The following is a 21,041-nucleotide window of genomic DNA, read 5'->3' on the forward strand; positions in this document are numbered from 1 at the left end:
GCGAGCCGGGGGTTCGGGCGGTCACGTGAGCCGGGCCACGCCGGGCCGGGCTGTCGTGCGCCGGGCCGGGCATGCGCCGGGCAGCGTCGGGCTGTCGTGTGTGCGAACTCATTGCGTCGTGTGCGCGAGCCCGTTCCGCCGTGTGCCGGGGCGTCTCCCCGTGTGTTCGGGGGCGTCGCGTGCAAGGGCGGGCGAGTGTGGGGCTGCTGGCATGGTCCTGGTTCCTCCGACCCCTCGACGTCTGGCTGGTGGACCGGTGCCGGGTGGCGGGTCGTCGTGAGTGGTGGTCGCGACGGGGCCGTGGTTGGCGGGCGGTCCATATCAACCGAGGTGCGGTAACAGTGTTTCCGTACATTTTCGGGCGATGTTCGCCCGATCGTGTCGGTTGGCTGGTCGAGGGGGCGGAGGTAGAGCCAGGTCAGGTCAGGTCAGCCAGCTTTGGCCGCCGAAATCGTCGTCGTCGTCCACCGGGGTCGGGCGGCGGGGGGACGGGCGGGCCGCAGGCGGTGGTGGTGGCGGGGGTGGGGTGGTGACGGGGGTCGGGATGGGGGTGGTCGGCGGGGTCGGCGACCAGCCCGTGGTGAGCGGCGGTGGGGTTTCGTAGGTCGGCTCGTCGTCCTCCGCGCCGAACTTGTACTCGCCGCTCTTCTTCTCCGTCGCCGCCTTGGTGTTCCAGCCGCCGGCGGCCTTTTGGGCCTTCTCGGCCTCCTCCAGCCGCTCGACGATCTTCTGCGCGGTCTCCCCCTGCTTGGCGAAGCTGGCGCTCGCCTGCTCCTTCGCCTCACGGGTGCGGCGTTCGCGCAGCTCACGCCGGTCCGCGTGCTCCCGCGAGATCTGGTCCAAGCGGCTCATCGCCGCGGCCAGCCGCTCCGACGCGGCGCTCATCGGCCCTCCTCACCCAGCACGCCCTGGACCCGGCTGAGGCTGACGTCGTCGTCGAACAGCGACCCGGTCGTGCGCCACTGCCCCGGGCTGCGCTCGTTGTCGCCGCCGCCACCCTGCTGACCCGCGCCGGCCATGCCGCCGCCCATCATCCCGCCGCCCATCATGCCGCCACCGACGGCCGAGCCGCCGGGCTGCCCCGCGACCTGGGAGTCCTGCATCGACGGCAACGTCGCGGAACCGGCCTGGCCCGCCTGGGACGCGTTCGTGTCCGACGCGAGGCCCTGGTCGGCGGAGTTGGTCGACGGGCTGTTCCACGTGTTGTCCCCGGCGGACGACGACCCGCCGCCCAGCACGGAGTCCGCGCTGTTGAAACCGGAACCGCTGCCCAGCACGGACGCGCCGGAGGTCGACGTGGTGCCCTCGGTGTTGTAGTGCGGGACGCCGCCGTCGAACTGGCCCGCGGGGGCGAAGCCCTGGAAAGCGGGCTGGCCCTGGAACGCCGGTTGAGACTGGAACGCCGGTTGCGCCTGGAACGACGAAGGCTCGGTGAAGCCGGCGCTGACCGGTGCGCCCGCGACGGTGCCCGCGGCGGGCATCGGGGCCGCCTGCGGCTCGGTGAAGCCGCCGACCGACGCGCCACCGAAGCCCTGGCCGGCGGGGGCCGCTTGCGGTTCGGTGAAACCACCGGCGAAGCCCTGACCGGCGGGGGCCGCCTGGGGCTCGGTGAAACCACCCGCGAAGCCCTGACCGGCGGGCGCTGCCTGGGGCTCGGTGAAACCACCCGCGAAGCCCTGGCCCGCGGGTGCCGCCTGCGGCTCGGTGAAGCCGGCCACGGCCGGTTCGCCTCGGCCGATCAGGGTTTCCGCCTCGGCGGGCATCGTGGTCACGTCGGCCGGCAGCGGCACGGCGTTGTCCAGGCCCGGGATGCCCGGCGTGCCGGTGTCGGCGGTGTCCTCGCCGAGCTCCACGCCGTACTGCTCGGGCGTGCCGTCGCCGTTGTCCACGGTGAGGTTGATCTCACCGGTCAGCGGGTCCACCTCGGCGGTGATCGCCAGGCCGTCCAGCTCGATCAACGCCTTGCCGTCCGCGCCGGCCTCGATCGGGATCGCGCCGTTCGCGCCGCCCTCGCCCTGGCCGGCCACGCCGAACGCGGCCCCGCTCGCACCGGGCGTGCCGCCGGGCACGGCCGTGCCGGTGGTCGAGGTCGCGCCGGCCAACGCGCCCGCCAGCGCCGCCCCGCCGTTCTGGCCCATCAGGGCCTTCAGCGCGTCGGGGTTGTTGCTGAAGTCGACGTCGTAGGTCTTGGGCTCGCTCTGCGGCGTGTCCACGGTGATCTGCACGTGGCCGTTCTCGTCCGGCTCGGTGATCTTGATCTCGTTGTCGCCGCTCCTGATGGTGACGGTCTCGGGCGGCTCCTCCTCGCCCTTGAGCCCGTCGGGCTTGCCGTCGCCGTCCTGGTCGTCCGGCTTGCCGTCGCCGTCGAGGTCGTCGATCTTGCCGTCGCCGTCGGTGTCGCCGGGCAGCTTGATGTCGTCCGGCTTGCCGTCGCCGTCCTTGTCGAGCGGGTTCTCGGGCTTGGGCATCTCCGGCAGGGACGGCGAGCCTCCGCCACCGCCGGAACCGCTGCCGCCACCACCCGTGCCGCCACCGGTGCCACCGCCGCCACCCGTGCCACCGCCGGTGTCGCCACCCTTGTCGTCACCGCCCTTGTCGCCGCCTTCGTCGGAGGCGGGCGCGGGGAACGGGTTGTCGAACTCGGCCATGTAGTTGGCGAGCGTTTCCCACTGGGCGTCCACGGAGGACTTGGTCTCGGTGCAGCACGACTTGAACTGCTCGTAGAGCTGCCAGAACTCGCGGTTGAACGAGTCGCGGATCCACTTCTTGCACTGGTTGATCGCGTAGTCGCGGTTCTCGTCGTTCAGGCTGCAGTCGTCGGAGTGGATCCGGTCGGCGATGTTGCTGCCGGTCTTGGAGTCGACCCAGCCGGCGATCTCCAGGACGCGGTCCTTGGAGTAGTCGCCCTCGCCGCGCGCGAACGACACGACCTTCTCCGCCATGAACGTGTCGGCCTGGCCGATCTGCTCCCGGTACATGCCGAGTACTTCGTCGGCCTTGCTCTTGACCAGGTCGTACACGTTGCGGACCGCGGAACGGGTCAGCTTGGCCGCGCCGTCGAACGCGTCCGCCAGCTCGGTGACCTTCGGCGCGATCTGCCCGGTGTAGTGCTCGTGGGACTTGGTGGCGGCCTGGCCCTCCCACTCCGCGTACAGGCCCTTGAGGTGGCCGTCCACCTCGGTGCGCATCTCGTCGATCTTCGTCTTGGCGGCGCCGAACTCGTCGGCCTCCATGAGCAGCTTGTGGAAGTTGATGCCGCGCTGCTCGTCGTAGGGCTTCTGGATCTGCTCGGCGTAGTTGATCGCCGTGGTGTTGCCCAGGCAGTCGCCGGGCCGGTTGTTCCAGATGCCCTCGAACTTCTCGAACACCTTGAGCCCGGCCTTGCCCGCGTCGAGCAGCTCGTCGGAGAGCTTCACGCCCGAGCCGGACGCGGTGGGCGGCTGCGTGGAGTCCAGGTCGCGCCGGCCGTCCTCGACGGCCTTAGTCTGCTCCCGGCTGTTGTAGCTGTTGGACTCGCCCTCGGCCTTGGCCTCGTCGTAGCGGTTGCGCAGGCCGTTGTCGGCGGACGCGCCGTCGCCCCAGTCCCACAGGCTGGAGGTGTCGTAGCGGTCCTTGTAGGTGTTCGCCTCGTCGGGGATGTTCCACGGCGCGGTCTCGGACACGTAGGCGTGCATCAGCTCCGCCTTCTTGTCCTCCGACACGTTCGGGTCGTCGAGAACGGCCTTGACGTCGTTCCAGCTCGGATCGGCCATCAGTACTGGCTCCCCAGGTCGCCCGCGTTGGTGGATTCGACGTCGCCGTAGGTGCCGGCGCCGGACGCGATCTTCCCGGCGAACCCGCCGAGGACGCTCGCCATGTTCGCGATGCCCTTGCCGAAGTTGTCGATCCCCGCCTTGTAGCCGGTGAAGTGCTGCTGGTGCGCTTCGCCGAAATCGCGGGCGACCGTCTGCGTCTGGCCCACGTCCTTCAAGCCGTCGGCCGTCTCCTTCGCCGCATCGGAAATGCCCTTCGAGGCTTTTCGCATCGCCTCGGTACTGGTGCCGTAACCGGCCACGGCGCTCCACTCCCCTCCGTGGCGCTGAGGCCACGACCCAACTCGACGACTCGCCCGTTTCGACGTGACGCTTCGGCGTGCGGTTCCCATCGTGGCAGGCCGCCGGGCCGCCCGACGGCGGAACGGCGCTGGTCCTTGCAGGTGTAAACGGCGACGCGGGGCGTCGCCGTCACCGCGGCGGCGGAGGCGGCTGGTGGCCCGGGGGCGGCTGCTGCCCGTGCGGCGGCCGGCCCGGGCCGCCGGGGTACGGGCCGCCTTGGGGCGGCGGGCCGGGGTGGTGCCCGCCGGGTGCCTGCTGACCGGGGTACTGCTGACCGGGATACCCCTGGCCCGGGTACTGCTGACCGGGATACCCCTGGCCCGGGTACTGCTGACCCGGGTACTGCTGGCCCGGGTACTGGCCGGGGTGCTGCCCCGGGTGGGGGTGTTGCGCCTGCTTGCCGCCGGCCTTCTTCACCAGCACGACGACGCCCACGACGATGGCGGCCAGCACCACCGCGATGATAGCCAGCTCGACGAACCCGAAGTTGCCCATCCCCGACCCCCGAACGACTCGCCCGTCAGCGCACCGAGGAAACCACACCCGCGAGTCGCTGCGCCGCCGCTTCCGCCACTTCGTGGGTGGCGGCCTCGACCATCACGCGCACGAGCTGCTCGGTGCCGGACGGCCGCAGCAGCACCCGGCCGGTGTCGCCCAGCTCGGCCGACACGGCGGCGACCGCCTCGTTCACGGCCGCGTCCCTGGCCACCGCGGCCTTGTCGCCGACCACGACGTTGATCAGCACCTGGGGCAGGCGGCGCATGACGCCCGCCAGCTCGGCCAGGGGCTTGCCGGTCTCGGCCATCCGCGACATCAGGCGCAACGCGGTCAGCAGGCCGTCGCCGGTGGTGGCGTGCGCCGGGAGGATCACGTGGCCGGACTGCTCGCCGCCGAGCGCGAACCCGCCCGCGCGCAGCTCCTCCAGCACGTAGCGGTCGCCGACGGCGGTGGTCTTGAGGGAGATGCCGTGCTCGCGCATCGCCAGGTGCAGGCCCAGGTTGCTCATCACGGTGGCGACCAGGGTGTTGTCGGTCAACTCGCCGGCTTCCTTCATGCCGAGCGCGAGCACCGCCATGACCTGGTCGCCGTCGAGGTCGTTGCCGTCGGCGTCGACCGCGACGCAGCGGTCCGCGTCGCCGTCGTGGGCGATGCCCAGGTCCGCGCCGTGCTCGACCACGGCGGCCCGCAGCAGTTCGACGTGGTTGGAGCCGCAGCCGTCGTTGATGTTGAGGCCGTCCGGGGTGGCGTGGATCTCGACGACCTCGGCGCCGGCGCGGCGGTAGGCGTCGGGCGCGGCCACGGACGCGGCGCCGTTCGCGCAGTCCACGACGACCTTGAGGCCGTCGAGGCGGTGCGGCGTCACCTTCACCAGGTGCTGCACGTACTGGCCCTCGGCGTCCTCGATGTCGCGGACGCGGCCGATGCCCGCGCCGGTGGGGCGGTGGTCGCGCTCGCCCAGCTTCTGCTCGATCTCGTCCTCGACCGCGTCGGGCAGCTTGTGCCCGCCGGCGGCGAACAGCTTGATGCCGTTGTCGGGCATCGGGTTGTGCGAGGCGGAGATCATCACGCCGACATCCGCGCCCAGGGCGGACACCAGGTAGGCGACGGCCGGGGTGGGCAGCACGCCGGCGCGCAGCACGTCCGCGCCCGCCGAGGTCAGGCCGGCCACCACGGCGGCCTCCAGCATCTCGCCGCTGGCCCGCGGGTCGCGGCCGACGACCGCGACCGGGCGGTGCGAGCGGTCGTGCTCGGCCAGCACGCGTGCCGCGGACGCGGCGACGGACAGCGCGAGTTCCGGGGTCAGGTCCGCGTTGGCGAGACCTCGTACGCCGTCGGTGCCGAACAGCCGAGCCATGATCGCCGTGACCTCCATGTGCGGGGAAAAAGGGGCGGGAACGCACAGCGGGAGCAGCAGTTCGACGAAGAACTGACTGCTCCCGCGTGGTGGTGCTCGCTCGACCTGGGAAAGGTCAGCGCTTGCTGTACTGAGGCGCCTTGCGGGCCTTCTTGAGGCCGTACTTCTTCCGCTCCTTGACCCGGGGGTCGCGGGTGAGGAAGCCGGCCTTCTTCAGCACCGGGCGGTCCTCGGAGTCGACGGCGATCAGCGCGCGCGCGATCGCGAGGCGCAGGGCGCCGGCCTGGCCGGTGGTGCCGCCGCCGCGCAGGTTCGCGATGACGTCGAACGTCTCCGGCTTCTCGGTCGTCACCAGGGGCTCGCGGATGAGCTGCTGGTGCACCTTGTTCGGGAAGTAGTCCTCGAGGGACTTCCCGTTCAGGGTGAACTTGCCGGTGCCGGGGAGGAGGCGCACGCGGACGATGGCCTGCTTGCGGCGGCCGACGGTCTGCGCGAGGTGGTGCGCACCCGCGTTGAGGGTGTGCCGCACGACGGGGGCGGCCTCGACCTCGTCGGCCGCGGTGTCGGCTTCGGTGGCCTCGGCGTCGGTGGCGTCCACCTCGGTGGCCTCCGCCTCGACGGCGTCGAACTCGGCCTCAGGGGTCACGGCGATGTCCTCGGTCTGCTGCTCGGTCACTGGGCGACCTTCTTGATCTCGAACGGCTGCGGCTGCTGCGCAGCGTGCGGGTGGTTCGGGCCCGTGTAGACCTTGAGCTTGCCCGCGATCGCGCGGCCGAGGCGGTTCTTGGGCAGCATGCCCTTGATCGCCTTCTCGACCAGCCGGTCGGCACGGGTGTCGAGCACCTCGCCGAACGAGCGCTGGCTCAGGCCGCCCGGAAAACCGGAGTGCCGGTACACGAACTCCTGATCACGCTTCTTGCCGGTCAGCGCCACCTTGTCCGCGTTGATGACGATGACGAAGTCACCGGTGTCAACGTGGGGGGCGTAGGTCGGCTTGTGCTTGCCGCGCAGCAGCGTCGCGGCCTGGGTGGCGAGCCGACCGAGCACCACGTCCTGGGCGTCGATCACGTGCCAGGTTCGGGTCACCTCGCCGGGCTTCGGGCTGTACGTGCGCACGGGTCTACCTCGTCGTCACTTGCGTCTGGGGTCATTGCGGCGGCTGCTCAGGCCAGAGACCCCAGGTGGGCAGAGGACCAGAACACGAGGCACGCATAGAGCGCGCCAGTTACCGCACAACAACGTAGGAAGATACCGGGTGGGGTCGGCACCGGTCAAAACGACCCCCCTCCCGACCGGCCGGGGCCGGCTCGAACGCCCTGGCGAACCGGGCCGGAACGCGCCCGCGGGCCCCGGGGACCGTGACGGTCCCGGGGCCCGCGCAGGGGTCGCGAGGCGGCTCAGCCCCAGCGGCCCTCGTTCTTGCGCTCCGCGGCCTGGTACGCCTCGGTGGCGGAGGCGACGGCCGAACCGATCTGGGCCAGCACCTGCTGGAGGCCGGCGGCGGACTCGTCCCAGCGGCGCTGCGCGTCCTGGTACGCGGCCGACGCGCCACCTTCCCACTGGGCGATGACGGGCGCGAGGCGGCTCTTGAGGTTGTCCAGCTCGGAGTCCACCTTGGCGGCCTGGCCGCTGATGTCGCTCGCCGCGCTGCTCAGGGCACCGAAATCGACCTTGATGTCCATAGTCTCCCCTAGGAAGTGAAGTCAGAAAAGAGAAGCGGAAAAGGGTTGCTGCGTGATGAACGGACGGACAATTTCCGTCGGATCACATACCGAGGCGGCTCGTGATGTTCGACATCTCCGCCGCCTGCTCCTCTTCCTGCTGGAGGTAGGTGGCCGCGCCCTGGTCCATCTGCTCGGCGATGTCCATCAGCGCCTTCTGGAGCTTGTCGGCGTCCTCGCGGAACCGCTCCATCAGCTTGGCGAACGCCTCGGCGGCGCCACCCTTCCACGCGGGCGCCAGGCCGTCGATGGTGGCGCCGAGCTGCCCGAGGATGCCCTGGATGCCCTCGTTGGTGCTGACGATGTCCTTCGCGGCGCCGACGAGCTCGGGATGTCCGGTGGAGTAACCAGCCATGGGTGCGACCCCCTTGGTCGATGAGATCAGGTGTGCGTACTCGATCCGTACGCCTCTTACGACGCAGACCTTGCCATGGTCGGTTCCACGCTGTCGTGACTTCTCCGGAAGTCGTTGCGGTTGTAAACGCGAGAGGCGTCGGGACGCTCTCAGTAGAGGATTCGCGCTTGCGAAAAGTCCTCGTCATCGTCGTTGTGCGGCGGTAGTTGGCCGCTCGGCCCGGCGACCGCGCGAGAACCGAGCACGGGCGCCGGCGGCGCCGAATTTGCATTCGCGTCCGTTTGCTCTCGCGATTTCTCCGGTGCGAGCAGTTCCGCGCCCGCCGGCAGCTCCTCGACGGGCAGGCCGCGGTGGTGGCGGAACCCGGTCGCGACCCGCCGCACGTCCGGCGACGTGGGCTCGTGGCGGTCGGGCCGGACCTCCCGCGCCCTGGCCTGGTCGGCGAGCCGGCGGTTGCGCTCGCGCAGGGCCGCGTTCCGCTCGCCCGCGGCGGCGGCCGCGCGCCGGCCCCTGGTCACGGCGGCGTCGAGGTCGGCGCGGAACCGGGCGAACGCCTCCGGGATGCCGGTCATCACAGTCCCCACAAGGTCAGGTGGTCACGGTCAGCGTGCGGACGACCTGCTCGCACGCGGGGCGGACCCGGTCGCGGCCGTCCGGCGGGTACTGGCACCCGACGCTGACCTGGACGTCGTCCTGGAACAGCACGTACCAGTCGATGGTGGCCGGGCCCGCCTCCTCCCGGTAGTAAACGACATCCTTGGTGGCGAAGTCCGCGGCAGGGTCGAAACCGGACACGTTCCGCCGCTGGTCGTACTGGTCGCGCAGCTCGGTCTCGGCCCGCGCCCGGTCCTCGGTGGCGTTGTAGTTGAGCAGCCGCTCCTCGACCGCGATGACGTCAAGGTCGAGTTCCGGCGCCTCGGGTTTGAGCAGCACCTTGCGGGTCTCGACCTGGCCGCCGGTCTGCTGCCAGCCGGTCGGCGCGACGAACTGGTAGTCGTACTGGGCGATGGTCCGGCCCTCGGCCGCGCCGGTCGGCGAGCCCGGCGTGGTCGGCGCGCCGCCCGGGGTCTCCTCCCTGGTCAGCGCGTACGCGACGGACGCGCCGACGACGGCGACCACGGCCACGGCGGCGACCACGAGCAGCGGCACGCGGCTGCGGCGCGGCGGCGGTGCGGGCGCGGGCGGCGGGTAGTACGCGGGCTGCGGGAACCCGCCGGGCGGCGACGGCGGCGTGATCCGCCGGGTGATCTTGCGGGTCCGGTCGTCGGTGATCTTCTGCGTCACGTCGCCCCGGTCCGCCGGCAGCGCGCCGGTGCGCAGGGGGTCCACGCGCACGGCCCGCAGCGCGCCGCGGGCCACCACCGTCTCCGGCTGGTCGATGCTCGTCGGCACCACGCCGGACCGCTCCAGCACCAGCCGCGCCACGAGCGGGATGCGGCTCGACCCGCCGACCAGGAACACCCCGGCGAGCCCGCGCGGGTCGAGCCCGGCGTCCCGCACGGCCGTCACGACCAGCTCGGCGGCGCGGGCGAGCGGGGCGCCGATCAGGCGTTCGAGGTCGGTGCGGGTGACGTGGGCGTCGGGGAACGGCGGCGGCATCGGCACGTCGGTGTAGGCGTGCCGGGACAGGGTCTCCTTCGCGCCGCGCACGTCCTGGCGCAGCATCCGGCGCTTGCGGCGGTCGGCCAGCTCCCGGCCCTCGACGAGCTGCCGCCACGCCTCGGGGTCGCCGGGCGAGACCAGCGAGCCGACGTGCTCCAGCAGCGCCTGGTCGACGTCCGCGCCGCCGAAGGCGGGGTCGCCCTTGGTGGCCAGCACGCGGAACGCGCCGCCCTGGCGGGCCACCACGCTGGCGTCGACGGTGCCGCCGCCGAGGTCGAGCACGGCCAGCGCCGCGCCGTCCGGGATGGCGTGGGTGGCGGAGTGGAACACCGCCGCGGCGACGGGCTCGGGCACCAGCCGCAGCTCCTGGCCGAGCCCCCGGGCGGCCTGGAGCAGCACCCTGGTGCGGATCGCGCCCCAGTCGGCGGGGTGGGTGAGCACGAGCAGGTCGACCCGGGCCCCGCCCGCCACGCGCCTGGCCTCGGCCACGGCCCTGGTCAGCACGGCCCGCACCACGTCCACCACCGGCAGCACGGTGGTGCCCAGCAGCAGCTCGCCCTCGTCCACCCGGCGCTTGGGGTGCGGCTCGTAGCGGGACGGGTCCACCGCGGCCTGGCGCTCGGCCTCCTGCCCGACGAACAGCGTGCCGTCGGCGGCGGCGAACACCGCGGAGGGCACGATCGGCTGGCCGTCCACCACGACGACCTGGGGCTCCCGGCCGTGCAGGGACATCGCGACGCAGGTGCTGGACGTGCCGAAGTCCACCGCCACGTGCAAGCTCATCCGTCATCCCCTCGTCGGCCGGGGCGGGCCTGCATATGCATACCTCACGAGACCGACGGTTCGTCGGCTGGTGCCGAGATCGCCGCACGTGCGCGGGCGTGCGCCCGCTCCATCCGGGCGACGGCCTCCGCCGCGCCGACGTCGCGGTACCGGCGCAGCGCGGGTTCCAGCACCCGCAGCGCCTCCGCCGGCCGGTCCAGGCCGAGCCACGCCTCCGCGATCGAGGCGACGGCGGCGGGCGCGCCCAGGCTCTCCCCGATCTCCACGAAGATCCGGTAGGCCCGGTCGGCCAGGGGCAGCGCGTCGGCGGCGCGGCCCACGGTGAGCCGGACGCGGGCGGCCAGGCTGGACACGTAGCCGACCGCGCGCATGTCGTCCACGCCGCGCAGCAGCCGGATGGCCCGGTCGGACGTCTCGACCGCGCGGTCCAGGTCGTCGTTGTCCAGGGCGTACCGGGCGATCCGGTACAGCACGCCCACCTCGGGCAGCGGGTCGTCGTAGGCGCGGGTCAGCGCCAGGGTCTCGGCGAAGTGGGGCAGCGACTCCTCGTACCGGCCGGAGGCGGCGAGCATCGAGGCGTACTCGCGCAGCACCGAGCAGTAGACGTTGTGCACGCCGCTGCGCTTGGCCACGTCGGCCGCGTGCCGGGCGAGGTCGATGTCCGGCGTGCCGCTGTGCAGGTAGCGGTAGTGCACGACGGCGGCCAGCGCGATGGCCTCGCCGGGCAGGTCGCCGAGGGCGCGGAAGCCCTCGACGGCGGTCTGCATGTCGGCCAGCAGCGACTCGTCCAGCGCCCGCTTCACCATCTGGGTCGCGCGGCCCAGCGCCATCCGCCAGCGCAGCCTGCCCTCGCCCGCCTCGGCCGCGGTGTCGCGGACCAGCCGGTACAGCTCGACCACGCGGTCGAGGGGGATGTAGACGTCGAGGTGCGTCATCATCCGCTCGATGAGCGCGACGGCCGGGGCGACCCAGCCGCGGTGGGCGGCCAGCTCCACGGCCTGCGCCAGGTGCACCTGCTCGGCCAGGAACCAACTCGTGCCGTCCGCGGTGAGGCGCGCGACCTCGGCCGCCGCGAGCAGCGGCGACGGTTCGACCGGGTCGGGCGGCAGCTCGTCCACCACGGACGGCAGCCGGTGGACCGCCGCGTCCGCCAGGGTGAGCAGCGCCTCGACGTACCCGCGCAGGGCCGCGTCGCTGCGCCCGGCGTCCTCCGCGCGGGCCAGCTCGGCGGCGTAGACGGCGAGGATGTCGTGCAGCCGGTACCGCGGCTCGCCGGTCGCGTCGCGGCCCACGTCCTCCAGCAGGTTGGCCTCGACCAGCCGCTCGACCGCGTGCTCCGGGTCGTCCAGCCCGGTCAGCGCCCGCACCACCCAGGACGCCACGTCGGACGCGCCGAGCAGCCCGAGCCGGCGGAACGCCAGCGCCGCGTCCGGCGCGAGCGCCTCGTAGCTCAACTCCAGGCTGGCCCGGACCTCCATGTCGCTGGTGGCCAGCTCGTCCAGCCTGCGGCGCTCGTCGGCGAGCCGGGCGGCCAGCTGCGCCAGCGGCAGCGAGCGCCGCGCCGCCAGCCGCGCGCCCACGATGCGCAGCGCCAGCGGCAGGCCGCCGCACGCCTCGACGATCGCCTCGGCGGCGCGGGCCTCGGCGGCGACCCGGTCCTCGCCGATCGCCCGGGACAGCAGCGCGAGGCCCGACGTGGCGGGCAGCGGCGGCACCCGCAGGCTGCGCACGCCCGGCAGGCCGCCGAGCTGGTGGCGGCTGCTGATCAGCACGGCGCTGCTCGCGGTGCCCGGCAGCAGGTGCCGCACCTGGTCGACGCCCGCCGCGTCGTCCAGCACGAGCAGCACGGCGCGGTCGGCGAGGTGGGAGCGGAACGCGGCGGCCCGCGTCTCCAGCCGGTCGGGCAGGGCCGACGGGCTGACGCCCACCGCCGTCAGCAGCTCGGCCAGCACCTCGGCCGGGTCGCGCGGCGCGTTGCCCGCGCCGTCGAGGCGGACGAACAGCTGGCCGTCCGGGAAGCTGCTCCGCAGGGCGTGCGCGACCCGGATCGTCAGGGTGGACTTGCCGGTGCCCGGCGCGCCGGTGATCGCCAGGACCGGCACGGCCGTCCCGGACGGGTCCGCGGTGAGCAGCGCCGACGCCTCCGCGCACAGGTCGTCGCGGCCGATGAAGTCGGCCGTGTCGGGCGGGAGCTGGCACAGCGCGGTCCACGGGCTGAGCGCGGGCTCCGGCTCGGCGTCGCCGGCCAGCACAGTCCGGTGCACGGCCCGCAGGTGCTCGCTCGGGTCGACGCCCAGCTCCTCGGCGAGCAGCTCGCGCACCGCGCCGAACGCGGCCAGCGCCTCGGCCTGCCTGCCGCTGCCGTGCAGGGCGAGCATCAACTGGCCCCAGAACCGCTCCCGCAACGGGTACGCCCTGGTCAGGGTGCGCAGCTCGGGCACGAGGTCGCCGGCGCGGCCCGCCGCCAGGTCGGCCTCGATCCGGCGTTCCAGGACGACCAGCCGCTCCTCCAGCAGCGGCTCGACCTCCTCCGCGTGCAGCACGTCGGACCGCACGTCCGACAGCGGCGCGCCCCGCCACAGGGCCAGCGCCTCGGCGTACTCGCCGTTGGCCGCCAGCTCGCGGAACCGGTGCAGGTCCAGCGCGCCGGGCTCGACCTCGGCCACGTACCCGGTGGCGGTGGTGCGGACCACGTTGGCGTCGCCGAGCGCCTGGCGCAGCCGGCGGACGACCATCTGCAACGTCGCCTTCGCCCGGTCCGGGTTCGGCGCGCCGTCCTGCCACAGCCGCTCGACCAGCGCGTCCGCCGACACGGGCTGGTTCGCGCCCAGGAGCAGGGTCGCCAGCAGGACGCGCGCCCGACCGGCCGGGATCGGGACCAGCGCGTCGCCGTGCCACACCTCCAGCGGGCCGAGCACGTTGAACCGCAGCGGGGGCACGCTCATGACCGTCCAGGAGCCGAAGGTGCGGGGAGCCCCGGAAGCGGGAACCGAGTCGCCATACCCCTCCTTGGACGAAAAGCAGTTTACGACTTCACGACCCGGCGCGAGCGCCCCGCGACCCGGGCCCGGGAGGCCGCGGGATCACCTCAGCAGCATCCGCGCCCGCCCCGCCTCCGGCACCTCCATTTCCGCCCCGGGCGGCGGTCGCCGGTCACGGCGCACCGGTCCGGTGCGGGACGCGCGGCGTCGGCAGGGCGTCGTAGTCGGCCAACCACGACCGCAGCACCGACGCCGGCCCGCGCTCGTACTCGTCGTAGAGCGCCAGCGCGCGCCGCCAGCACTCCAGCGCCTCCTCCCGGCGGTCCAGGCAGAGCAGGACCGTGCCCAGCTCGTCGAACAGGTGCGACTGCGCGGCCGGCTGCGCGAACCCGGCCAGCACCGCGATGCCCTCGCGCAGCGCCGACTCCGCCTCGGCGAACCGGCCCAACGCCCGGTGCGCGCGGGCGACGACGAACGTGGACCGCGCGGAGTGGTACTCGTCACCGCTGCCGTCGAAGACCGCGCGCGCCCGCAGGCCGTGCTCCAGCGCCTCCTCGTACCGGTGCAGGCCCCCCAGGCTCAGCGAGAGGGTGAAGTGCGCCGCCGCCCGGTGGTGGTCGTCGCCCTCCTCCTCCGCGATGCGCAGCCCGCGCCGGAGCTGCTCGACCGCTTCACCGTGCCGGCCGAGCCGCTGGTACGTGCCGCCGGTGTTCAGCGCGATCGCGCCCTCCAGGCGCCGGTCGCCGTCCCGCACCGCGACCGCCAGCCCCTCCAGGTAGGTCTCCAGCGCCGCTTCCGGCCGGCCCGCCCGCGCGCAGCTCCACGCCAGGTGGTTGATCGCCGCGCCGAGCCGGTGCGGCGCGGGCGCCGCCCGCGCGGAGTCCCGGCCGATCCGGAACACCTCCACGAGGCTGTCGACCTCGGGCAGGGAGTCCAGCAGCCACCACACCGCCGCGCCGATGCGCGACGCCTCGTCGTGCCACCCGTGCTCGGCCGCGACCCGGACCACGGCGACGAGGTTGGGCAGCTCGCGCCGGCCCCACGCGCCCGGGTCCGCCGCGCCGAGCGGGAACGCCGCCGCGCCGGCGGGCAGCTCGGCGCAGGTGCCCGACCGGTAGGACGGCGTCCGCGCCGCGGCGGCCTCGGTGGCCGCGACGTACCACCCGACCAGCCGGCGCACCGCGGCCGGGCGGTCGTCCGCCGGGTCCGCCAGGTCGTCGGCGTAGGCCCGGAGCAGGTCGTGCCACTCGTAGCGGCCGGGCGCGCGCGACTCCAGCAGGTGCCCGGCGGCCAGCCGCTCCAGCCACCGGCGCGCGTCCCGCTCCGGCACGTCCGCGAGCGCCGCGGCGGCCGGCACGCCGAGGTCCGGCCCGGGGTGCGCGGGCAGCAGCCGGAACAGGCGCGCGGCGTCCCGGGGCAGCGCGCGGTAGGACCAGGAGAACACCGACCGCACGTCCGTGTCGTCGCCGTCCTCGGCGCTGAGGTGGTCGAGCCGGGACCGCTCGTCCGCCAGCTCCGCCGCGAACGCGCCCATCGGCGTGCCCGGGAACCGGGCCACCCGCTCGGCGAACACCCGCAGCGCCAGCGGCAGCCCGGCGCACCGCGCCACCACCCGCGCGCTCGCCACCGGGTCCGCCTCGACCCGCTCGCGGCCCAGCACCGACGACAGCAGCTCCAGCGAGCGGTCCGCCGACAGCGGTCGCAGCGGCACCCGCCGCACCCCGCGGCGCGCGGCCAGCCCGCGGAGCTGGTCGCGGCTCGTCACCAGCACCACCACGGTCGGCGTGCCCGGCAGCAGCGGCGTCACCTGGTCGCTGCCGGCCGCGTTGTCCAGCACCAGCAGCATCCGGCGGCCCGCCACCACCTCGCGGAACAACGCGGCCCGCGCGTCCAGCCCGGCCGGCACGTCCTGGGGCCGCACGCCCGCCGACACCAGCAACGCCTCGACGGCCCGCGCCGGCTCGACCGGCCGGCCCGCCGCGTCGAACCCGCGCAGGTCGAGGTGCAGGTCGCCGTCCGGGAACCGGTCGCGCCGCCGGTTCGCCCAGCGCACCGCCAACGCGGTCTTCCCGACCCCGCCGGCGCCGTGCAGCAGCACGACCGCGCCCGGCTCGCGCACCGCCTCGTCCAGCGCGGCCAGCTCCGGCTCCCGGCCGACGAACACCGACCCGGCCGGCGGCACCTGCCGCGCCGTCAGGGTGACCGGACCGCCCGGCACGTCGTTGCGCAGGATCCGGTCGTACAGGTCGGTCAGCGCCGGCCCCGGCTCCACCCCCAGCTCCTCCACCAGCGCCGCCCGCACCGCGCGGAACGCCGCCAGCGCCTCCGCCTGCCGCTCCGAGCGGTACAGGGCGAGCATCAACTGGCCCCAGAACCGCTCCCGCAACGGGTGCCGCTCGGTCAGCCCCCGCAACTGCGCCACCAGCGCGCCCGCCCGACCCGCGGCGAGGTCCGCGTCGATGCGGCGCTCCAGCACCACCAGGTGCTCCTCCAGCAGCGGCGCGACGTCCTCGCGGTGCAGCGCGTCCGACCGCACGTCCGACAGCGGCGCGCCCCGCCACAGCTCCAGCGCCTCGGCGTGCCGGCCCCGGTCGGCCAGGTCGCGGAACCGGTGCAGGTCCAGCGCCCCCGGCGGCACGTCCGCCAGGTACCCGTTGGTCCGCGTGCGGACCACGTTCGCGTCGCCGAGGGCCTGCCGGAGCCGCGTCACCACCATCTGCAGCGTCGCCCGCACCCGGCGCGGGTTCGGCACGTCGTCCCACAGCCGCTCGACCAGGTCGTCCACGGACACGGTGCGGTTCGCCCGCAGCAGCAACGTGGCCAGCAGCACCCTGACCCGGCCCGCCGGCACCGCGACCCGCTCCCCGCCGCGCCACACCTCCAGCGGCCCGAGCACGGCGAACCGGGTCGCCGGAGCGGCCACGGCACCGCCCTGGACGAACTCGACGTCGGTCCTCACGCCCACCCCCCTCGTGCGCGGGCCGAAGCTTAGGGCAACCCACCGACAACTTACGGTCACCGTGAGCCGGGTGTGAGCGACGTCCGGCACCGTGTCCCCCGTCCACCGCGGCCGACGCCCGCCGCGCGCACGGCGTTCGGCGACGACCGGGGGGTACCGCCGTTCGCACCGGCGGGCCGGTCCGCGGTGGCGACGACTCAGGCGCGGCGGGATGTGCCCGAGACCCGCGCGGTTCGAGGATCGGGGACCGCGATCGGGGCCGCGGCGCACCGGCCGAGCCGCGCAGGGCCTGAACGCGGCGGCCCTCAACGCGGCGGCCCTCAACGCGGCGGCCCTCAACGCGGCGGCCCTCAACGCGGCGGGCCGGGGCGGGGCGGCCCTCAACGCGGCGGCCCTCAACGCGGCGGGCCGGGGCGGGGCGGGCCGGGGCGGGGCGGCTTGAGCCGAAGCGGTCGAGCCGGGCCGGGCGGGGCGCGCCGAGCCGAACCGGGGCCGGGATGCGGCCGGGCCGGAAGCGGAAACCCAGGCCCGAACACCGGCCCCCGCCCGACGCGGGAGGCCCCGCCGAAGCGGGGCCTCCCGGTGGCCGTGCGCGTCCGGACCCGGTCAGTCCGGGTCGATCCACGCGAGCTGGATCCGCTGCTGGCCCAGCTTGCGGGTGACGATCGTGCCCCGGCCCGGCGGCTGCGGCGAGGGCTTGAGGTTGCCCACGATCGACCCCTCCTCCTTCGACCCCGAACCCACCAGGATCGGCGCGGAGATCTCCTTCAGCTTGCCCAGGATCGGGTCGTACATGGCCCGCGACGCGCCACCCATGCGGCGCACCGCGACGATGTGCAGACCCACGTCCTTGGCCTGCGGGATGAACTCCGCCAGCGGCGCGAGGGGGTTCTGCCCGCCCTGCGGCGCGACCAGGTCGTAGTCGTCCACCACCACGAACAGCTCCGGGCCCTTCCACCAGGAGCGGTTCTTCAACTGCTCCTGCGTGACGTCCGGGCCGGGCAGGCGGTTCGCCATGGAGCCGCGCACGTCCTTGATCATGTCCGTGAGCTGCGCCGACGACACCGCGTAGGACAGCAGGTGATCCGTCTCGATGTAGCCGAGCATGGTGCGGCGGTAGTCGACCAGCATGATCAACGCCTCGGTCGAGGTGTAGCCGGTCATGATGCCGCGCACGATCGTGCGCAGCAGGTTGGTCTTGCCGGACTCGCCGTCGGCCAGCGCCATGAAGTGCGGGTCGGCGTCGAAGTCCAGGTACACCGGGGCCAGCTCGTCCTCGTTGACCCCGATCGGCACCAGGTGGCCGCGGTTGGGCCGCTGCTGCTGCACCTGCGCCATGAACTCGTGGTACGGCAGCAGGTCGGGCAGCAGGCGGACCTGCGGCGCGCGCTTGCCGCGCCACGCGCCGTTCACCTTGGCGATCATGTCCTGCACGCCCGCCGCCACGTTCTCCGCGTCCGACGACGCGTCGATGCGCGGCAGCGCGGTCAGGAAGTGCAGCTTCTGCGGCGACAGGCCGCGACCCGGACGGCCGGCGGGCACGTTCACCGCGACCTTGCGGTCCACCTCGGACTCGCTCGTGTCACCGAGCCGCAGCTCGAACCGGGTGCCCAGCAGGTCCTTCATCGCGGGCCGGATCTCCGCCCACCGGTTCGCGGTCACGACCACGTGCACGCCGTAGGACAGGCCCTGCGCGGCGAGCGCCTGGACCATCGGCTCCAGCGTCTCGAACTCCTGCCGGAAGTTCATCCAGCCGTCCACGACCAGGAACGCGTCGCCGAAGTTGTCGTCGCGGATCTCGCCGCGCCGCTTCCGGTTGCGGAACTCGACCATCGAGTCGATGCCCTGCGCGCGGAACCGCTGCTCGCGCTCGGCGATCAGGCCCGACAGCTCGGCCACCATCCGGCGCGCCTTGTCCACGTCCAACCGGCTGGCGAAACCGCCGACGTGCGGCAGGTTCTCCAGCGACGCGAGCGTGCCGCCGCCGAGGTCGAGGCAGTAGAACTGCGCCTCCTCCGGCGTGTGCGTCAACGCCATCGCCGTGATCATGGTGCGCAGCATCATCGACTTGCCCGACTGCGGACCGCCGACGATCGCGCCGTGGCCCGCCGCGCCGGAGAAGTCGGCCCACAGCAGGTCGCGCCGCTGCTCGAACGGCTTGTCCACCACGCCCAGCGGCACCTGGAGCTTGCCGTTGGAGAAGAACCCGGGCGGGGTCAGGCCGCGGTCCTCGGTCGGCTGCAACGGCGGCAGCAGCGTGTCCAGCGACGGCGGCTCGTTCAGCGGCGGCAGCCACACCTCGTGCGCCGGCGGCCCCTGGCCGACCAGCCGCTCGACGATGACCTCCAGCTCGGACGGCTCGTTCGAGTCCTCGTCCTTCTTCTCCTGCTTGACCGGCTCGACCGGCCGCACCGGCTCCTTCGGGATCTCGATGTAGTCCGGCACGAAGTAGCGCGGCCGCTTGTCGCTGGTCACCGGCGCGGACGGGCCCGCGACCTGCAACCCGGCGGGCCGGTACGGGCCCGACACGTACAGCGCCTTGAACCGGGTCAGCGGCGAGCCCTGCACGCCCAGGTAGCCCGAACCGGGGATGGGCGGCAGCTCGTAGGCGTCCGGCACGCCGATGGCGGCCCGCGACTCGGCGGCGGAGAACGTCTTCAGACCGATCCGGTAGGACAGGAACGTGTCCAGGCCGCGCAGCTTGCCCTCCTCCAGCCGCTGCGACGCGAGCAGCATGTGCATCTGCAGCGACCGGCCGACGCGGCCGATCTGGAGGAAGATGTCGATGAAGTCCGGCTTCGCGGTCAGCATCTCGGAGAACTCGTCGATGCAGATGAACAGCGCCGGCAACGGGTCGAGGTCGGCGCCGTTCTCACGCGCCTTCTCGTAGTCCCAGACGTTCTTGTAGTTGCCCTTGGCCAGCACTTCCTGGCGGCGGGCCACCTCGCCCGCGATGGCGTCCTTCATGCGGTCGACCAGGGTGAGGTCGCCGGACAGGTTCGTGATGACCGCGGCGACGTGCGGGGCCTTGTCCAGGCCCAGGAACGTCGCACCACCCTTGAAGTCGACCAGGATCATGTTGAGCGAGGTCGACGAGTGCGTGGCCAGCATGCCCAGCACCAGCGTGCGCAGGAACTCGGACTTGCCGGAACCGGTCGCGCCGATGCACAGGCCGTGCGGGCCCATGCCCTCCATCGCCGCTTCCTTGATGTCCAGCTCGACCTGCTGACCGAACTCGCCGATGCCGAACGGCACCCGGTAGCGGTCGCGCACCGGCCGGGGCCGCCACGCCGCCTGCACGTCGAACGTCATCGGGTCGCCGGGGATGCCCAGGAACTCCAGCAGCGGCGGGTTGTTGCTCATCGACAGCGGGTCCTCGTCGCTGCCGCCCGCGTCCACGCCGCCGATCCGGTACGGCGACAGCCGCCGCGCCAGCGCCTCGGCCTCGACCACGCTCAGCGAGTCCGGCGAGCCGAACCACTCGACGCCGCTCGCGCTGCGCGCGCCCAGCTTGCCGTCCTCGATCACCAGCCGCAGGCCGCGGCGGGCGGTGAGGTTGCCCAGGGACTCGGACAGGTCGAGCAGGGTGACGCCGACCAGGCCCTCCTCCAGGATGATCTGCTCCTCGCGCGTGACGTCGCCGTCGTCGATGAGGATCACCACGTGCGGCTGGTCGGCGGGCGGCGGCGCGTTGCGGGTGAACCGCTGCCGGTCGCGCAGCTGCTCGTCCAGCATCTGCTCGACCTCGGCCAGCGAGCCGGCCATCATCCGCATCTGCCCGATGCCGTCCACGATCGTCGGGTGCTGCACGTGCGGCAGCCACTTCATCCACTCCCACTCGGCCTTGGTGCGGCCGGTGGTGACGACCGCGATCAGCAGGTCGTCCGGCGAGTGGAAGGTCACCATCTGGGCCAGCAGGGCGCGGGCCAGGCCGCGCTTGTGCTCGGTGTCGCCCAGCAGGCCGACGGCGGCGAAGCCGCGCAGCGCGATGGAGATCGGCAGGTCCGGCACCAGCGAGTGGGCGCGCACGAACCGGCGCAGCGCCAGCGTCGCGATGGGCTCCAGCTCCTCGACCGGGCCGGTCTGCGGCGGCACGAGCCGGGTCGCCAGCCGCTGCGAGCCGCGGCCCGCGCGCAGGTGGCAGAAGTCGGGGTCGTTCTGCCGGCGCTCCCACATGCGCCGGGTGGTGGCCAGGGACCACAGCATCTGCGGGTCGGGGTGGACCCACTCGCGCTCGGCGCGCTGCTCGTTGGCGGCCTCGCGGGCGCGGTCCCGCATCTGGCCGAGGTACCGCAGGTAGTCCTTGCGGTCCTCGTTCATCTCGGCCTTCTTCTGGCCCTTGCCGCTGCCCATGCCGCCGGCCATCATGCCGATGGTCGACACCAGCATCATGCCCGGCATGATCATCGCCGCCGGGCTGCGATTGCTGTAGCTGAACATCAGCACCATCATGCCGACGGACGACACGATCATGACGACGGGCAGCGCCTTCATCATGATGTTGCCGGGGATGACCCGGGGGACCTCGGGCGGCGGTTCGAGGTGGACCTCACCGCCCGGCGGGCGGGGAGCAGCGAGGCGTGCCGTGCGCTTGAACTGCAGCGTGCTCACCTAACAGGCACCTCTTCAGCGTCGATCCCGTTGCGGTCCGCCCGACCCGGGCGGACCGGTGCGGACGGGGGCCACCAGCG

General features: G+C 73.6%; 15 protein-coding genes. 1 reads left to right on the forward strand and 14 read right to left on the reverse strand.

The window, feature by feature from the left end; translation table 11 throughout:
- Nucleotides 1-423 precede the first annotated feature (423 nt).
- From ACWEFJ_RS25035 to ACWEFJ_RS25095, 13 genes are all read right to left on the reverse strand, one after another.
- On the reverse strand, nucleotides 424-885 hold the full coding sequence (locus tag ACWEFJ_RS25035) for a hypothetical protein (RefSeq protein ID WP_378090215.1): 462 nt from the start codon (nucleotides 883-885) through the stop codon (nucleotides 424-426).
- On the reverse strand, nucleotides 882-3,752 hold the full coding sequence (locus ACWEFJ_RS25040; RefSeq protein WP_449715247.1) for a WXG100 family type VII secretion target: 2,871 nt from the start codon (nucleotides 3,750-3,752) through the stop codon (nucleotides 882-884). Before ACWEFJ_RS25040 ends, ACWEFJ_RS25035 begins: the two co-directional genes overlap by 4 nt.
- Entirely contained in the window at nucleotides 3,752-4,054 is a 303-nt protein-coding gene (locus tag ACWEFJ_RS25045; RefSeq protein ID WP_378090211.1) for a hypothetical protein, read from the reverse strand. Before ACWEFJ_RS25045 ends, ACWEFJ_RS25040 begins: the two co-directional genes overlap by 1 nt.
- Nucleotides 4,055-4,223: 169 nt before the next feature.
- Nucleotides 4,224-4,589, reverse strand: a complete 366-nt coding sequence (locus ACWEFJ_RS25050) for a hypothetical protein (RefSeq protein ID WP_449715248.1) — start codon at nucleotides 4,587-4,589, stop codon at nucleotides 4,224-4,226.
- 25 nt (nucleotides 4,590-4,614) lie between these two features.
- The gene (glmM, locus tag ACWEFJ_RS25055; protein ID WP_449715249.1) at nucleotides 4,615-5,949 is read right to left on the reverse strand and encodes a phosphoglucosamine mutase; all 1,335 of its coding nucleotides are present in this window, start codon (nucleotides 5,947-5,949) and stop codon (nucleotides 4,615-4,617) included.
- Between the two features lie 115 nt (nucleotides 5,950-6,064).
- Nucleotides 6,065-6,625 (reverse strand): 30S ribosomal protein S9, encoded by a 561-nt coding sequence (gene rpsI, locus ACWEFJ_RS25060; RefSeq protein WP_378090207.1) that lies wholly within the window; start codon nucleotides 6,623-6,625, stop codon nucleotides 6,065-6,067.
- The gene (rplM, locus tag ACWEFJ_RS25065) at nucleotides 6,622-7,065 is read right to left on the reverse strand and encodes a 50S ribosomal protein L13 (RefSeq protein ID WP_033436749.1); all 444 of its coding nucleotides are present in this window, start codon (nucleotides 7,063-7,065) and stop codon (nucleotides 6,622-6,624) included. The genes rpsI and rplM overlap by 4 nt, the downstream gene beginning before the upstream one ends.
- A 281-nt stretch (nucleotides 7,066-7,346) precedes the next feature.
- On the reverse strand, nucleotides 7,347-7,631 hold the full coding sequence (locus tag ACWEFJ_RS25070; RefSeq protein ID WP_378090205.1) for a WXG100 family type VII secretion target: 285 nt from the start codon (nucleotides 7,629-7,631) through the stop codon (nucleotides 7,347-7,349).
- Nucleotides 7,632-7,713: 82 nt separating this feature from the next.
- A complete protein-coding gene (locus ACWEFJ_RS25075; RefSeq protein ID WP_378090203.1) occupies nucleotides 7,714-8,025 on the reverse strand; it encodes a WXG100 family type VII secretion target in 312 nt (103 codons plus the stop codon).
- 149 nt (nucleotides 8,026-8,174) lie between these two features.
- Nucleotides 8,175-8,597, reverse strand: coding sequence for a hypothetical protein (locus ACWEFJ_RS25080; protein ID WP_378090201.1), 423 nt, complete (start codon nucleotides 8,595-8,597; stop codon nucleotides 8,175-8,177).
- Nucleotides 8,598-8,613: 16 nt separating this feature from the next.
- Entirely contained in the window at nucleotides 8,614-10,410 is a 1,797-nt protein-coding gene (locus ACWEFJ_RS25085; RefSeq protein WP_449715250.1) for a type VII secretion-associated protein, read from the reverse strand.
- Nucleotides 10,411-10,454: 44 nt separating this feature from the next.
- The gene (locus tag ACWEFJ_RS25090; RefSeq protein ID WP_449715251.1) at nucleotides 10,455-13,355 is read right to left on the reverse strand and encodes a BTAD domain-containing putative transcriptional regulator; all 2,901 of its coding nucleotides are present in this window, start codon (nucleotides 13,353-13,355) and stop codon (nucleotides 10,455-10,457) included.
- Between the two features lie 208 nt (nucleotides 13,356-13,563).
- Nucleotides 13,564-16,350, reverse strand: a complete 2,787-nt coding sequence (locus ACWEFJ_RS25095; protein WP_449715252.1) for a BTAD domain-containing putative transcriptional regulator — start codon at nucleotides 16,348-16,350, stop codon at nucleotides 13,564-13,566.
- A 211-nt stretch (nucleotides 16,351-16,561) separates the two neighbouring features.
- Between ACWEFJ_RS25095 and ACWEFJ_RS25100 the strand changes: the two genes are divergently transcribed.
- Entirely contained in the window at nucleotides 16,562-16,792 is a 231-nt protein-coding gene (locus ACWEFJ_RS25100; RefSeq protein WP_449715253.1) for a hypothetical protein, read from the forward strand.
- A 164-nt stretch (nucleotides 16,793-16,956) separates the two neighbouring features.
- Here ACWEFJ_RS25100 and eccCa read toward each other — a convergent pair whose 3' ends face one another.
- Nucleotides 16,957-20,961, reverse strand: a complete 4,005-nt coding sequence (gene eccCa / locus ACWEFJ_RS25105) for a type VII secretion protein EccCa (protein ID WP_378090191.1) — start codon at nucleotides 20,959-20,961, stop codon at nucleotides 16,957-16,959.
- Between the last annotated feature and the right edge of the window lie 80 nt (nucleotides 20,962-21,041).

This window comes from Actinosynnema sp. NPDC004786 (assembly GCF_053601135.1).

What these genes read in the sequence shown, in the direction of transcription:
- ACWEFJ_RS25035 (WP_378090215.1), bottom strand. Translation starts at nt 885, where the DNA reads ATGAGCGCCGCGTCGGAGCGGCTGGCCGCGGCGATGAGCCGCTTGGAC.
- ACWEFJ_RS25040 (WP_449715247.1), bottom strand. Translation starts at nt 3,752, where the DNA reads ATGGCCGATCCGAGCTGGAACGACGTCAAGGCCGTTCTCGACGACCCG.
- ACWEFJ_RS25050 (WP_449715248.1), bottom strand. Translation starts at nt 4,589, where the DNA reads ATGGGCAACTTCGGGTTCGTCGAGCTGGCTATCATCGCGGTGGTGCTG.
- glmM (WP_449715249.1), bottom strand. Translation starts at nt 5,949, where the DNA reads ATGGCTCGGCTGTTCGGCACCGACGGCGTACGAGGTCTCGCCAACGCG.
- ACWEFJ_RS25070 (WP_378090205.1), bottom strand. Translation starts at nt 7,631, where the DNA reads ATGGACATCAAGGTCGATTTCGGTGCCCTGAGCAGCGCGGCGAGCGAC.
- ACWEFJ_RS25075 (WP_378090203.1), bottom strand. Translation starts at nt 8,025, where the DNA reads ATGGCTGGTTACTCCACCGGACATCCCGAGCTCGTCGGCGCCGCGAAG.
- ACWEFJ_RS25080 (WP_378090201.1), bottom strand. Translation starts at nt 8,597, where the DNA reads ATGACCGGCATCCCGGAGGCGTTCGCCCGGTTCCGCGCCGACCTCGAC.
- ACWEFJ_RS25085 (WP_449715250.1), bottom strand. Translation starts at nt 10,410, where the DNA reads ATGAGCTTGCACGTGGCGGTGGACTTCGGCACGTCCAGCACCTGCGTC.
- ACWEFJ_RS25090 (WP_449715251.1), bottom strand. Translation starts at nt 13,355, where the DNA reads ATGAGCGTGCCCCCGCTGCGGTTCAACGTGCTCGGCCCGCTGGAGGTG.
- ACWEFJ_RS25100 (WP_449715253.1), top strand. Translation starts at nt 16,562, where the DNA reads ATGTGCCCGAGACCCGCGCGGTTCGAGGATCGGGGACCGCGATCGGGG.